Source organism: Variovorax sp. Root434, from assembly GCF_001426595.1.
In the GTDB taxonomy this organism is placed as follows: domain Bacteria; phylum Pseudomonadota; class Gammaproteobacteria; order Burkholderiales; family Burkholderiaceae_C; genus Variovorax.
Map to the genome: position 1 here is coordinate 202,773 of NZ_LMEK01000001.1, position 13,288 is coordinate 216,060.

The 13,288-nt window shown below is 67.0% G+C and carries 13 protein-coding genes; 7 read left to right on the forward strand and 6 right to left on the reverse strand.

Annotation, left to right across the window (positions count from 1 at the left end; translation table 11 throughout):
* Window positions 1-52: 52 nt before the first annotated feature.
* Together ASD05_RS00935 and ASD05_RS00940 are read left to right on the forward strand one after the other, a co-directional pair.
* Window positions 53-1,213 carry a DUF3182 family protein gene (locus ASD05_RS00935; RefSeq protein WP_235507824.1) on the forward strand — a complete coding sequence of 387 codons (1,161 nt, stop codon included), beginning with the start codon at window positions 53-55 and terminating at the stop codon, window positions 1,211-1,213.
* On the forward strand, window positions 1,197-1,973 hold the full coding sequence (locus ASD05_RS00940; protein ID WP_056586364.1) for an alpha/beta hydrolase family protein: 777 nt from the start codon (window positions 1,197-1,199) through the stop codon (window positions 1,971-1,973). Before ASD05_RS00935 ends, ASD05_RS00940 begins: the two co-directional genes overlap by 17 nt.
* A 34-nt stretch (window positions 1,974-2,007) precedes the next feature.
* Here ASD05_RS00940 and ASD05_RS00945 read toward each other — a convergent pair whose 3' ends face one another.
* The 5 genes from ASD05_RS00945 to ASD05_RS00965 all read right to left on the reverse strand — a co-directional run bounded on the left by ASD05_RS00945 (window position 2,008) and on the right by ASD05_RS00965 (window position 7,244).
* The gene (locus ASD05_RS00945) at window positions 2,008-2,439 is read right to left on the reverse strand and encodes a hypothetical protein (RefSeq protein WP_056586367.1); all 432 of its coding nucleotides are present in this window, start codon (window positions 2,437-2,439) and stop codon (window positions 2,008-2,010) included.
* Between the two features lie 150 nt (window positions 2,440-2,589).
* Entirely contained in the window at window positions 2,590-3,378 is a 789-nt protein-coding gene (locus ASD05_RS00950) for an enoyl-CoA hydratase (protein WP_056586370.1), read from the reverse strand.
* 13 nt (window positions 3,379-3,391) lie between these two features.
* A complete protein-coding gene (locus tag ASD05_RS00955; RefSeq protein WP_056586373.1) occupies window positions 3,392-4,753 on the reverse strand; it encodes an alpha/beta fold hydrolase in 1,362 nt (453 codons plus the stop codon).
* A 181-nt stretch (window positions 4,754-4,934) separates the two neighbouring features.
* The gene (locus ASD05_RS00960) at window positions 4,935-6,050 is read right to left on the reverse strand and encodes an acyl-CoA dehydrogenase family protein (RefSeq protein WP_056586376.1); all 1,116 of its coding nucleotides are present in this window, start codon (window positions 6,048-6,050) and stop codon (window positions 4,935-4,937) included.
* 12 nt (window positions 6,051-6,062) lie between these two features.
* Window positions 6,063-7,244 carry an acyl-CoA dehydrogenase family protein gene (locus ASD05_RS00965; RefSeq protein ID WP_056586379.1) on the reverse strand — a complete coding sequence of 394 codons (1,182 nt, stop codon included), beginning with the start codon at window positions 7,242-7,244 and terminating at the stop codon, window positions 6,063-6,065.
* 131 nt (window positions 7,245-7,375) lie between these two features.
* On the opposite strand from ASD05_RS00965, the gene purN reads away from it, so the two are divergent.
* The gene (purN, locus tag ASD05_RS00970; protein ID WP_056586383.1) at window positions 7,376-7,972 is read left to right on the forward strand and encodes a phosphoribosylglycinamide formyltransferase; all 597 of its coding nucleotides are present in this window, start codon (window positions 7,376-7,378) and stop codon (window positions 7,970-7,972) included.
* A gap of 37 nt (window positions 7,973-8,009) precedes the next feature.
* Window positions 8,010-8,327, forward strand: a complete 318-nt coding sequence (locus ASD05_RS00975; RefSeq protein WP_007830276.1) for an I78 family peptidase inhibitor — start codon at window positions 8,010-8,012, stop codon at window positions 8,325-8,327.
* Window positions 8,328-8,396: 69 nt separating this feature from the next.
* On the opposite strand, the gene ASD05_RS00980 is transcribed toward ASD05_RS00975, so the two are convergent.
* Window positions 8,397-8,630, reverse strand: coding sequence for a DUF1653 domain-containing protein (locus ASD05_RS00980; RefSeq protein WP_056586386.1), 234 nt, complete (start codon window positions 8,628-8,630; stop codon window positions 8,397-8,399).
* A 50-nt stretch (window positions 8,631-8,680) separates the two neighbouring features.
* On the opposite strand from ASD05_RS00980, the gene ASD05_RS00985 reads away from it, so the two are divergent.
* The 3 genes from ASD05_RS00985 (at window position 8,681) to ASD05_RS00995 (ending at window position 13,194) form a co-directional block, all read left to right on the forward strand.
* On the forward strand, window positions 8,681-10,534 hold the full coding sequence (locus ASD05_RS00985) for a M48 family metallopeptidase (protein ID WP_056586389.1): 1,854 nt from the start codon (window positions 8,681-8,683) through the stop codon (window positions 10,532-10,534).
* A 41-nt stretch (window positions 10,535-10,575) separates the two neighbouring features.
* Window positions 10,576-11,847: an RsmB/NOP family class I SAM-dependent RNA methyltransferase gene (locus ASD05_RS00990; protein ID WP_056586393.1), complete on the forward strand. Its 1,272-nt coding sequence runs from the start codon at window positions 10,576-10,578 to the stop codon at window positions 11,845-11,847.
* A 132-nt stretch (window positions 11,848-11,979) separates the two neighbouring features.
* On the forward strand, window positions 11,980-13,194 hold the full coding sequence (locus tag ASD05_RS00995) for a fatty acid desaturase (RefSeq protein ID WP_007830285.1): 1,215 nt from the start codon (window positions 11,980-11,982) through the stop codon (window positions 13,192-13,194).
* The last annotated feature ends 94 nt before the right edge of the window (window positions 13,195-13,288 follow it).

A 13,288-nucleotide genomic window follows, 5' to 3' on the forward strand; every position in this document is an offset into this window, starting at 1 on the left:
TTCCTCCGTCGAGGGGGGGGTGCACATGCCAGGAGGCGCCATGAGCATCGCCGTGAAACCGCTCCCCGGCTCCGCGGTGTCGGGTTCGTCCCGTCTGCCGCCGGGCCTTCGCAGCGTCGTGACCTGGGACGTGGACCCGCACGGCTACTGCACCGAGCACGAGCATGCCACGCGCGCCCACTTCGCACGGCGGCTGGCGGCTCTCAAGGGCTGCACTTTCGCGGGCGTCTACGATCCTCGGCAAGCCTACGACAGCGTGCCTTACTTCGTGCCGAGCGACACCCTGACCGATCCGGTGCTCGTGCGCACGATGGGCATCGCCGGCGTGGACGATCTGTTCGGCGGGGTGGTGCCGTACCCCTTCGTCGCCACCAAGGCGCTCACCCATCCGTTGATCGGCGCCGATGCTTCTCGGCCGGCGGGCTGGTCCCTGCGCTTCGCGACCGAGGTCGCGGATGCGGTACTCCCCGGCTATTCGTGCTTCTCGCGCGAAGAGGCGCGCAAGGCGGGGCGCATGCTGCTCGACGGCGGCCTCGCACGGGTCAAGCCGGTGATCGCGACCGGTGGACGTGGGCAGGTCGTCGTGGGAAGCGTCGATGCGCTCGACCGCTGTCTCGATGCCATGGACGAGACCGAGATCACGGCCCGCGGCCTCGTGCTCGAGGAGAACCTCGACCGGCCGCGGACCTACAGCGTCGGACAGGTGAGCGTGGAGCACCTTGTCGCCAGCTATTGCGGCGAGCAGCGTTTGACCCGGGACAACGCCGGGCAGGAGGTCTACGGCGGTTCCGACCTGATGCTCGTGCGCGGCGATTTCGACAGGCTGCTCGCCGTCGTGAATCCGGCGCCGCCGCTTCGCCGTGCGATCGAGCAGGCGCGGCACTACCACCGGGCCGTGTCCGGCTGCTACCCGGGCTTCTTCGCCTCGCGGGTGAACTATGACGTGGCGCAGGGCATGGGCAGCCGGGGCGACTGGCGCTCGGGGGTGCTGGAGCAGTCGTGGCGCGTGGGTGGCGCCACGGGCGCGGAGATCGCGGCGCTCGAAGCGTTCCACGCGCATCCGAAGTGCGACCGCGTGCTCGCGTCCTCTTTCGAGGTCTACGGAGCGGCCGCGCCGCCCGCCGACGCCATCGTGGCCTACCACGGCACCGACAGCGAGATCGGGCGGCTTTCGAAATTCACACTGCTGAAGCGACATGCCGACACGCCATAGCCTCATCGACATTGCCGTGGACGACCAGCACATCCAGGGCACATTGTTTGCCGCGTCGACGATGGTGCCCGGTGTGCTCCTGGTCCACGGCTGGGATGGAAGCCAGGAGCAATACCTGAAGCGGGCCAATGAAATCGCGGCGCTGGGCTGTGTGTGCCTGACCTTCGATCTGCGGGGGCATGCGCGCCACGCGGCACAGCGCCTGGAGGTGACCCGCGAAGACAATCTGCGCGATGTGCTGGCTGCGTACGACGTGCTGGTCGGCCATCCGACCGTCGACCCCGGCGCCATCGCCATCGTCGGCAGCAGCTATGGCGGGTATCTCGCTTCGCTGGTAAGTGCCCTGCGGCCGGTGCGCTGGCTCGCGCTGCGTGCGCCGGCGCTCTACCGCGACCGCGAGTGGGACACGCCCAAGGGAAAGCTGAGCCGGTCCGACCTCGTGGCCTACCGCCGCTCGCTGGTGGGACCGGGTGACAACCGGGCACTGGCGGCATGCGCGGCCTTTGCCGGCGACGTCCTCATCGTCGAGTCGGAGGATGACCAGATCGTCCCCCACCCCGTGGTGGAGAACTATCTGGCTGCCTTCAAGCGGGTGAAATCGGTGACCTACCGCGTGCTCTCCGGCGCGGATCACGCGCTGTCCAAACAGGAGTCGCGCCAGGCCTACGGCTCGTTGCTGGTCTCGTGGATCACCGAAATGACGCTCGGAGCGCGGGCGACGGTGACCATCACGAAGCCGGTTGCCAGCAGTTCGGCCTGAGCAGCAGCGTACCGCCAAGCCGAAAGCCGCTCAGCTACTTTTTCATCGCCTTGACTTCGGCCATGCCCTTGGCCTCGTCGGCCTTGGCCTGCTTCACGCATGCGGACTTCGCATCGCCCTTCTGGTCGTCGCATTTTTCCTTCGCGATGCTGTAGGCCGCTTCCACCTTGGCCTCAGCCACCTTGCGCGCATTGCTGTCGCTGGGCTTCAGCTTCTGGTCGAGTTCAGCCTTGGCGATCTTTTCCTTGCCCTTGGCTTCTTCGACGCAGACGTCCTTGGCGTTGTCCTTCATGGCATCGCATGCTGCCCGGTCGGCCTTGTAGTCGGCGGCGATCTTGTCGCGGCCAGCCTTGAGTTCAGCGACGGCGGGGTCGACGGAGGCCGGCGGTGGCGTGTTCACTTGAGCTTGCGCTGGCAGCATCGCAAGGAATGCGACTGCAGCGCAGATCTGCATGAGCTTTTCCATGATCAATCTCCTTGACGTCGGCATCGGATCTTCAGCAACAGGCATGAGGTCCGACACCGAAAATCCATCTTAGGAATCGAGGTCATGGAGGCGGTAGGACGCCTTTCGGTGCGCCCGTAAGCGCATGCCGACGGGCAGTGGACTTTCTTCTCAGCGCTTCCAGTCCGGCGGGCGTTTGTCGATGAAAGCTTGAACGCCTTCGAGCGCACTCTCGTCCATCATGTTGCAGGCCATGGTCTGGCTGGCATCGGCCAGCGCGGCCTCGATGCCGGTTTCGAGTTGGCGGTAGAACAGAGCCTTGCCCAGCGCGAGCGCCTTGCGGGGCTTGGCGACGATGCTGGCCACCAGTGTCTCTACAGCTGCATCGAGCTCTTCGGGCGGCGCCACGCGGTTGACCAACCCTCTCTCGCGCGCTTCCCGCGCATCGATGAAATCGCCCGTCACCAGCATCTCGAAGGCTTCCTTGCGGCCGAGGTTGCGCGAAAGCGTGACGCTCGGCGTGGCGCAGAACAGCCCCACGTTCACGCCGCTGACCGCGAAGCGCGCCTCGCTCGACGCCACCGCCAGGTCGCAGACCGCGACGAGCTGGCAGCCCGCCGCCGTCGCGATGCCGTGCACGCGCGCAATGACGGGCACCGGCAGCTTCTGGATCGACAGCATCATCGCGCCGCAGCGTTCGAACAGCTGTCGGTAGTAGCCGAGCGAGGGTGTGGCGCGCATTTCCTTCAGGTCGTGGCCCGCGCAGAAGGCCTTGCCCGCCGCCGCGATGACGACCGCGCGAATGCTGTCGTCTGCCGCGATCTCGCCGAGCGCCCGCTCGAGCGCGCCGAGCATGCCTTCCGACAGCGCGTTGAACGAGGCCGGCCGGTTCAGCGTCAGCGTGGCCACGCCGCGGCTGTCGCGCGCCTGCAGGACGAAGGGCGTGCTCGCGTCGTTCATGGCTGGCCTCGCTTCAGTAGGTCAGTTCGAGCACGGTCGTGTGCTCGCTCGCGGCCGGCCACGTGAGGCCCGTGATGCGCTCGCCGTTGAATTCACCGGTCACCGCGCGCGGGGCGCCACCGCCCTCGATGCGCAGCCGCGAGGTCGAAACGCCCGAGCCCTGGGGTGGCACACCTGTCGGAGGGCTCTTGCCGTCGAAGCGCATGGTGTCGCGCTGTGCGTCGAAGTAGCCGCGCGGCCGCGTGAACACGACGACCGCGCTGGCCCCGTTGTCGGCTGGAATGATGCGCTCCGGCCGCAGGTTCACGACGCTGCTGCTGCGCGGAAAGGGGCTGCGGTAGATGTGCGTGGTGCCGTAGCTCGGCGTGGCCAGGACGAACTCGTAGGCCGCGTCGCCGCGCGCCTTGAAAGGCCCCCAGCGGCCGTCGGCGCCGACCGACTTGGTGAAGACGGCCTCGCCGAGCCGCGCGCCGGTGGCGGGGTCGACGGCATACACGGTGACCTTCGCGCCGTTCAGCGGAAGGTTTTCCGCACCGAGCGCACGGCCGTTGAGCACGACATCCGCCTCGGCCGCAACGTCGGTGCTGCGCGGCGCCTGCCCGTTCAGGAACTGCCAGGTCGCGGCGAACGCCGCGGGCGAGAACGAGGTCTCGCGATGATCGACGCGCGGCAGCACCACATTGGTCGCGCCCTTGAGCGCCGGCCCGTCGAAGCCGATGTTCGTCGGCTTGCCGGGTGCGCCGATCCACACGCCATCGGGCTGCGCATACTTGTCGTTGTTGTCCGAGCGCAGGGTCATCCACTTCACGCCCGGCGTGACCTCCTCGCCATTCGGCCCCTTCGGCGCATTGAGCTGCTGCATGAAGCCGGACAGTCCCGAGAACTCGTTGTTCTCGCGGAAGCCCTTCACCACCCAGATGCCGTGCGCCGGATTGCCGCCCAGCACCACATGGCTCACCACGGCCGCGCCGCCGCCGTTCTGCACGTAGTTGCGGATGGTGTTGCCGCCGCGCGAGTTGCCGATCAGCACGACCTTGCTGGCGCCGGTGGCCTTCAGCACCTTGTCGACCTCGGCCTTCAGGAACACCGCCGAATCGCCTGTCGAGCTGCGCCCGGCCTGGGCCACGGCGTCGTCGTCGCGCGCGACCGGGTTCGGCTGGTCGACCGCGAAGAGCCGCTCGCGCGGCCAGCCGTTCGACTCGAAGCGCCAGATCGTCGTCTGCCAGAGCGCGGCCGAGTCGCCGTTGCCGTGCATGAACACGATGGGCGGACGCTCGGTGTACGAGGGCGATGGGGCGGTGGCGCAGGCGGTCAGCATGGCGGTGGCCGTCCCGGCGACGGCCATGGCGGCAAGAAGGGTGCGGCGGGTCTGCATGTTCTGTTCCTGGATTCCTGAAGTAGGGGGCCAAGTGAAAACGCCCGCCAGCGAGAAGCGGGTGGGCGTTGGATGCTAGCGGAACACCGCGGAACCGGCTTTGCCGGGCCGCTGGTGTTGCCCCCGGTAGGGGGGTGGCGTAGCGACACGAAGTGCGCGCAGCCTGGGGGCGAGCCTTGTCCTAGGCGAAGACGCCGGCGGTGTCCTGCATGCGGGCCGACACTTCGCCCAGGTGGTGCAGCGTGTCGCCGAAGGTCATTTCCATCTGCGTGAGCTTGCGGAAATAGTGGCTGCCGATGTATTCGTCGGTCACCCCGATGCCGCCGTGCAGCTGCACCGAGTTCGCGGCCACGAAGCGCATCGACACGCCGAGCTGGTACTTGGCGCGTGCCAGCGCCTGGCGGCGTTCGTCCGCCGGGGCGTTGAGCTTGAGCGTCGCGTAGTAGCTCATCGAGCGCGCGAGTTCGAGCTGCATCTTCATGTCGGCGACGCGATGGCGCAGCGCCTGGAAGGTCGAGATGGCCACGCCGAACTGCTTGCGCTGGTTCATGTAGTCGACGGTGACGGCCATGGTCTTGTCCATCACGCCGACCGCTTCGGCGCAGGTGGCGGCAATGCCGACGTCCACGGCGTATTCGAGCGCGGCCAGGCCATCGAGCGTGACCAGCGTCGCATCGGCCTTGTCGAACACCACTTCGGCCGCGCGGCTGCCGTCCTGCGTGCCGTAGCCGCGGGCCTCGACGCCGCTGGCACTGCGTTCGACCAGGAAGAGGGCGATCTTGCCGCCGACCTTGGCGGGCACCAGGAAGGCGTCTGCCTCGTCGCCCACCGGCACCACGCTCTTGGCGCCGGTCAGCGCATAGCCGTCGCCCGACTTGGTGGCCGTGGCCTCGCACACGTCGAGGCGCCAGCGTGCCTTGCGCTCCTGGTACGCCAGCACCACGATGGCCTGGCCGCCCGCGATGCGCGGCAGCCAGTTGTCCTTGGTGTCGGCGCCGGCATAGCCGCTGAGCACCGCGCCGGCGATCAGCGTCTGCGCGAAGGGCTCCAGCACGATGCCGCGGCCCAGTTCTTCCATGACGACCATGCCGGCCACCGGGCCCATGCCCAGTCCGCCGTCGTCCTCGCTGATGTACAGGCCGCCCAGGCCGAGTTCAGCCAGCTCGTCCCAGGCCTCGCGCGAGAAGCCGCCCTTGGCCTCGATGCCGCGGCGGCGCTCGAAGTCGTAGCCCTTGTCGACCCACTTGCGAACGGCGTCGCGCAGTTGTTCCTGGTCGTCGGTGAAGTTGAAATCCATGTTCTTGTCTCCTCAGCCCAGAACCGTCTGCGCGACGATGTTGCGTTGCACTTCGTTCGAGCCACCGTAGATGGTGGTCTTGCGCATGTTGAAGAAGGTCGACGTCAGCGGCGCGAGCGCCGGGTTGCCGCCCGGGAAGTTGCCCTGCCAGCCGGCTTCCATCGCCTCGCGGATCAGCGGCAGCGAATACGGGCCGCCGGCCAGCATCATCAGTTCGCTGTAGCGCTGCTGGATCTCGCTGCCGCGGATCTTGAGCAGGCCCGCGACGTCGAGCGAGTTCTTGCCCGAGGTGGCGGCCGACAGCACGCGCAGCACCATCATCTCCAGGGCGACGATGTCGACCTCGAGCTTGGCGATCTCGTCGCGGAAGCGCTGGTCTTCGTAGACGCCTTCGCTCTTCGCGATGCGCTTGAGGCGCTCGAGTTCGCGCTTGGCGCGGTTCACGTCGGCGATGTTGGTGCGTTCGTGCGAGAGCAGGTGCTTGGCGTAGGTCCAGCCCTTGTTCTCCTCGCCGATCAGGTTCTCGGCGGGCACTTCGACGTTGTCGAAGAACACCTCGTTCACCTCATGGCCGCCGTCGAGCAGCTTGATGGGGCGCACGGTCACGCCGGGCGACTTCATGTCGAGCAGCAGGAAGCTGATGCCGGTTTGCGGCTTGCCTTCGTTGCTGGTGCGCACGAGGTTGAACATCCAGTCGCCGTGCTGGCCGAGCGTGGTCCAGGTCTTCTGGCCATTGACGATGTACTTGTCGCCCTTGCGTTCGGCCTTGGTCTTCACGGACGCGAGGTCGGAGCCCGAACCCGGTTCGCTGTAGCCCTGGCTCCACCAGACTTCGCCGCTGGCGATGCCGGGAAGAAAGCGCTTCTGCTGCTCGGCATTGCCGAAGGCCATGATCACTGGCGCCACCATCACGGGGCCGAAGGGGATGATGCGCGGCGCGCCGGCCAGCGCGGTTTCTTCCTCGAACAGGTGGCGCTGCACGGCGGTCCAGCCTGGGCCGCCGAATTCCTTCGGCCAGCCGTAGCCGAGCCAGCCCTTCTTGCCGAGGATCTTGGCCCAGCCTTGCAGATCGTCGCGCGTCAGCTCGAGCGCGTTGTGCACCTTGTGCGAAATCTCTTGGGGAAGGTTCTCTTTGACCCAGGCGCGAACTTCTTCGCGGAACTTCTGTTCTTCGGGTGTGAAGCTCAAATCCATGCGTGCCTCGCTGTGTTGATCGGTTCACCGCAGACGCGGTGTGTCTCCGGAACCGTGAGTTTTAGCACGGTCGTGCTGTGAAACGGTGTCCGCGCCGCGACAAGCGTGGGCACAGATAATCCCGCCTTCCCATGAAGAACATCGTGATCCTGATCTCCGGCGGCGGCTCCAACATGGCGGCCATCGTGCGCGCCGCCGAGCGCGACCGCTGGGCCGAGCGCTTTGGCGCACGCATCGCCGCCGTGGTGAGCAACAAGGCCGAGGCCGGCGGGCTGGCAATCGCCAAGGCGCACGGCATCGATACCGCAGTCATCCCGCACAAGGATTTCGCCACCCGCGAAGCCTTCGACACAGCGCTGGCGACGGCGGTCGACGGCTACGCGCCGGCCCTGGTGGTGCTGGCGGGGTTCATGCGCATCCTGACGCCGGGCTTCGTCGAACGCTACGCCGGCCGGCTGGTGAACATCCATCCCTCGCTGCTGCCGGCGTTCCCGGGACTTCATACGCACCAGCGCGCCATCGAGGCGGGCTGCAAGGTGGCGGGCGTGACGGTCCATCAGGTGACCACCGAGCTCGACCACGGACCGATCCTGGCCCAGGCCGTCGTGCCCGTGTTGCCCGACGACACGGCAGTCACCCTGGCCGGGCGGGTGCTGGGCCAGGAACATCTGTTGTATCCGCGTGCCATTGCTGCGTGGCTGGCAGATACATCGAGTCACAATCGGTAAAGTTGTTTATATTCGCGGGTTTTCGGGAGCTTAGAAAGTGAAAACCCAATCGTTGCTGCTGGCTGTTGCCAGCGCCGCCCTGATGGCGGCCTGTGCCGCTCCGGCGCCCGCGCCCGCCCCGGCACCTGCCGCGCCGCCGCCTGAACCGGTCTACCAGTGCAACGCCGATGGCGCCCGCTTTGCCGTGGGCCAGCCGCTGACGCCCCAGCTCGAAGCCGCCGCTCGCGTGCGCGCAGCCGCCGGCACGGTGCGCGTGCTGAAGCCCGGCGACGCGGCCACGACAGAACTCAATGGCGGTCGACTCAACCTCGACGTCGACGCCCGCAGCCGCGTGACGGACGTCCGCTGCGGTTGATGGAACCCGGAATTGCTGCGAAAAATGTAGCAGTTCATTCAGGCAAGTCGGGCATGCACGCCCGCTTGGCTAGATCGGGGTGAATCTTTGCCGGGGCGTACCGTCGATCTCGATGGTTTCGCCGAACATGGCGGCCGGCCGGACCCAGAGGCCATGGGCGCCGTACAGGGCGCGATACAGCGTCATCGGCTCCAGCGTCTCGCTGTGGCGCACGGTGCCGATCACCTCGTATTCGCCGCCCTTGTAGTGGCGGTAGCGGCCGGGGGTTGTTTCGATCAGGGGCGGGAGGTCTTCGTCGTTCAACGGGGCTTCTTTCTTCAAAAACTGTCGGGGCTTGATTTGACGGGAGTCGGATGGATCGCGCTGATTTTGTTCACCTGGTTCGACTGAGCGAGCACGCCAGCGCGGACGATGGTGCGCGCTATCGACGCAGCGTCGCGGCCTTTGCCGCGCTCGGCTACCTGTGGGTGCTGGGCTGTCTCGGGCTTTCGGTGGGCATCATTGTCTGGGTGGTTTCCTCGATCGGGGAAGCGCGCTTCAATTTCACGCGGGGCTGGCTGCTGCTGTTCGCCCTGGGGCTGCTGTGGGCCACGCTGCGTGCGCTCTGGGTGCGCTTCGACGAGCCCGAGGGCGTGGAACTCCGCAGGGCCGACGCGCCGGCGCTCTTCGAGGCGCTGGACCGCATCCGCGGCAAGATCAAGGGGCCGCCGGTCCACCACGTCTATCTCGATGACGAATTCAATGCCAGCATCCGGCAGGTGCCGCGCTTCGGGCTGTTCGGCGGTGCCGTCAACTCGCTGAGCATCGGCCTGCCGCTGATGATGATGCTCGACCGGCGGCGGCTGCTGTCGGTGCTGGCGCACGAGTACGGCCATCTGCGCGGCAACCACGGCAAGTTGAGCGCCTGGATCTACCGCACCCGCCTGTCGTGGCTCAAGCTCGATGCCGACCTGCAGCGCAACGAAGGCGTGATGGCGCTGTTTTCGCAGGCCTTCTTCCGCTGGTACTTCCCACGCTTCGCGGCCAAGACCTTCGCGCTGGCCCGCCAGGACGAGTACGAGGCCGACCGCATCTCGGGCCGGCTGCTGGGCGCTTCCGTGGCGGCGGCTGCGCTGACCGAGATCGCGATCAAGGGCAACTGGTACGCCAACGAGTTCTGGCCCGGGCATTGGGCCCGCGCCGAGCACGAGCCGCAGCCGCCGGGCCCGTTCGAGGCCCTGCGCAAGCGCGTGCACACGCCGCCCGGCGAGGACTTCGCCCGTCAGGCGCTGCGCGAGGCGATGCGCCGCGTCAGCGACCTCGAAGACACCCACCCCGTCTTGCGGGATCGCCTGGAGGCGCTCGACCAGAAGGCGGTCATGCCCGAATGGTCGATGCGCCCGGCACTCGAGCTGTTGGCCGACGAAAAGCAATGGATCGAGCATTTCGACCAGCAATGGCGCCGCGCCCACGCCTCCGACTGGAAGCAGCACCATGCACACCGGTCGCGCATCCGCGAGCGCATCACCGTGCTGGCCGCGCGTGGCGAGCGCAACACGCCCGACGAGATGGTCGAGTGGGCCGATTCCGAACGACGGCTAGATCCCGCTGCCCCCGTGCGCGTGCGCTACGAGAGCGCCCTGCAGATCGCGCCGGAGCATCCCGGCGCGCTGCGCGGGCTGGCCCAGATGCTGCCCGCGAGCGATCGCGAAGCGCGTCTTGCCGTGCTCGAACGGCTGCACGGCTCCGGCGCCGCCAGCCGCTGGTGGGCGGCCAAGAGCGCCGTGGCCTCGCTCGAAGATCCCGACGCGGGGCCGCACGACGAAGAGGCGCTGAAGCTGTGGCGCGGCCGTCTCAAGGAGGCGGAAGAGGCCGAGACGCGTGCCTGGGAAGAGATCACCGGCACGCCGGTCTTCAGCCAGATCTCGCGGCACGACCTGAACGATTTCGAGCTGGGCGAACTGCGGGCCGACCTGGTGCGCTGCCTGCCTGCTTCGCGGGCCTGGCTGGTGCGCAAGAACCTGCACGAATTCCCGTGGCGCCGTGCCTACATCGTGTTCGTCGAGCTACCGGGGCTCGACGACGAAGACCGCTGGAGCCTGTGCCGCCAGCTGGAGCAGACCCTCACGCTGCCGGGCGTCGCGCTGGTGCTGTGGGCTGGCCATTCGCCCAAGCTGGAAGACGTCGAGCGGGAGGCCTTCGGGGCCGTCTGGATGCGCGGCGCATAGCCCTTCGGACTGGACGGGGCGGCGGCTGAGACAATCGGGGGATGCACCCCAAAGCCCTGTTGGAGGCCACCGCCGATCTGGTCGGCCTTGTCCTGAAATTCGATCACCCGGCCGACCAGGTCGTTTCGCGGTTCTTCCGCGACCACCGCGAGTTCGGCCCGCGCGAGCGCGCGACGCTTGCCGAAACCGTCTACACCGTGCTTCGCAAGAAGCTGCTGTTCGATCACCTCTCGCCCTCGGGCAGCGGCTCGAAGGAGCGCCGCATGGCGATCCTGGGCTTTCACGGCCCGCGCGATTTTCTGAAGAGTGCGCTCAACGACACCGAAAAGCGCTGGCTCGACAACTGCGACGCCGTCAAGCCGGACGACCTGCTGGAACGCCATCGCCACAACCTGCCCGAGTGGCTGGTGGCGCCGCTCAAGGCGCAGCTGGGCGACGGTTTCTGGCCGCTGGTCGAAGCCCTGCAGCAGCCCGCACCGCTCGATCTGCGCGTCAATGCGCTGACCGACAAGCGCGCGGATGTGAAGGCGGAGCTTGCGAAGGCTGCTATCAAATCGGAAGCGACCCCGTTCTCGCCCTGGGGCCTGCGCATCGAGGGCAAGCCGGCACTGACCAAGCTGGACGCCTTTGCCCGTGGCGCCATCGAGGTGCAGGACGAAGGCTCCCAACTGCTGGCGCTGCTGCTGGATGCCAAGCGCGGCGAGATGGTGGTCGATTTTTGCGCCGGTGCCGGCGGCAAGACGCTGGCCATCGGCGCGACGATGCGCAACACCGGCCGGCTGTATGCCTTCGACACCTCGGCGCACCGGCTCGACGCGCTCAAGCCGCGGCTGGCGCGCAGCAAGCTCTCGAACGTCCATCCGGCCGCGATCGCGCACGAGCGCGACGACCGCATCAAGCGCCTGGCGGGCAAGATCGACCGCGTGCTGGTCGACGCGCCCTGTTCGGGGCTGGGCACGCTGCGGCGCAATCCTGACCTGAAATGGCGCCAGTCGCTCAAATCGGTCGAGGAATTGACGATCAAGCAGACGGCAATCCTGCAAAGCGCGGCGCGACTCGTGAAATCGGGCGGCCGTCTGGTTTATGCCACGTGCAGCGTGCTGCCGGAGGAAAACGAGGCGATTGCGGAGGCCTTCGGCGCCGCCAACCCCGATTTCGTGCCCGTGGATGCGGCGGAGTTGTTGCAGGGCCTCAAAGTCGAGGGCTTCGAGGCGCTGTGCGCTGGCGGGGAGGGCGGCCGCCGCTACCTGCGGCTGTGGCCGCACCGTCATTCGACCGACGGTTTCTTCGCCGCGGCGTGGAACCGGAAATAGAGGCGGAACTCCAAACTAGGGTTAATCTGCGCTTTTCTTGAAGGTTTAAAGGCTTTGCTTTAGGCCTGCCGCTTTAAAATCGCGGGTTATCTAAAGGCTGCACCTTCGTGTGGCCATGGAGTACCTGACTCAATGTTGCTTCCTGACTCGGCCGTCCTGAATGCGGCTATCCAATGGCTCGGACACGGCCTGTGGGACCTCGCATGGTGGCAAGTCGTGCTGTACACGCTTGTCACCACGCACATCACGATTGCCGCGGTCACGATCTTCCTGCACCGCACGCAGACGCACCGGGCCATGGATCTGGGCCCGATCCCGTCGCATTTCTTCCGCTTCTGGCTGTGGCTCGGCACCGGCATGGTGACGAAGGAATGGGTTGCCATCCACCGCAAGCACCACGCCAAGTGCGAAACCGTCGACGACCCGCACAGCCCGCAGGTCAAGGGCATCGACGAAGTGCTCTGGCGCGGCGCCGAGCTGTATCGCGCCGAGTCGAAGAACAAGGAAACGATGGAGCGCTACGGCCACGGCACGCCCGATGACTGGATCGAGCGCAACCTGTATACGCGCTACAGCTGGCAGGGCGTGGGCTTGATGCTCGTGATCAACCTGGCGCTGTTCGGTACGCTCGGCATGGCCGTGTGGGCCGTGCAGATGCTCTGGATCCCCATCACCGCCGCCGGCGTCATCAACGGCATCGGCCACTACTGGGGCTATCGCAACTTCGAGGCGCCGGACGCCAGCCGCAACATCATGCCCTGGGGCCTGATCATCGGCGGCGAAGAGCTGCACAACAACCATCACACCTATCCGACCTCGGCCAAGTTCTCGGTCAAGAAGTACGAGTTCGACATCGGCTGGATCTACATCCAGGTGTTCCAGAAGCTCGGCTGGGCCAAGGTCAAGAAGGTGCCACCGAAGATGCTGATGGGCGACATCCAGCCCGTGGCCAACGAGAAGACGCTCGAGGCCGTCATCGCCAATCGCTATGAAGTCATGGCTGGCTATGCGCGCGAAATGCGCCGTGCCACCAGCCAGGAGCTGGACGCGCTGAAGACCAAGGGCGCCGACCTATCGGTGCTCAAGGCTGCCAAGCGCTGGCTGCACCGCGACGACGACAAGGTGCCTGCCGCGGCCCGTTCGCATGTGGTACAGGCCCGCGCCGCCCACCCCGTGCTCGATAAGATGGCCACGATGCGCGAAGAGTTGCGCCAGCTGTGGCTGAACACCTCCCAGTCGCGCGAGCAGCTGGCGGCCGATCTGGCGGCCTGGTGCCACCGGGCGGAAGCCAGCGGCATTGCCGGCCTGCGCGACTTCTCGACCCGCCTGCGCGCTGCACGCGCCTGACGCGCGAGCCACGTCAGTCAAAAAAAGGCCGGCTTGATCGCCGGCTTTTTTACGCCTGTCGTTTCTTGCGGCATGCCCCGCTTTTCCGATGAGG

Bases quoted from the DNA above. Each gene is read 5' to 3' on its own strand.
- ASD05_RS00955 (WP_056586373.1), bottom strand. From the start codon at position 4,753: ATGCAGACCCGCCGCACCCTTCTTGCCGCCATGGCCGTCGCCGGGACG.
- ASD05_RS00985 (WP_056586389.1), top strand. From the start codon at position 8,681: ATGGATCGCGCTGATTTTGTTCACCTGGTTCGACTGAGCGAGCACGCC.
- ASD05_RS00965 (WP_056586379.1), bottom strand. From the start codon at position 7,244: ATGGATTTGAGCTTCACACCCGAAGAACAGAAGTTCCGCGAAGAAGTT.
- ASD05_RS00940 (WP_056586364.1), top strand. From the start codon at position 1,197: ATGCCGACACGCCATAGCCTCATCGACATTGCCGTGGACGACCAGCAC.
- ASD05_RS00950 (WP_056586370.1), bottom strand. From the start codon at position 3,378: ATGAACGACGCGAGCACGCCCTTCGTCCTGCAGGCGCGCGACAGCCGC.
- ASD05_RS00990 (WP_056586393.1), top strand. From the start codon at position 10,576: ATGCACCCCAAAGCCCTGTTGGAGGCCACCGCCGATCTGGTCGGCCTT.
- ASD05_RS00995 (WP_007830285.1), top strand. From the start codon at position 11,980: ATGTTGCTTCCTGACTCGGCCGTCCTGAATGCGGCTATCCAATGGCTC.
- ASD05_RS00960 (WP_056586376.1), bottom strand. From the start codon at position 6,050: ATGGATTTCAACTTCACCGACGACCAGGAACAACTGCGCGACGCCGTT.
- ASD05_RS00945 (WP_056586367.1), bottom strand. From the start codon at position 2,439: ATGGAAAAGCTCATGCAGATCTGCGCTGCAGTCGCATTCCTTGCGATG.
- purN (WP_056586383.1), top strand. From the start codon at position 7,376: ATGAAGAACATCGTGATCCTGATCTCCGGCGGCGGCTCCAACATGGCG.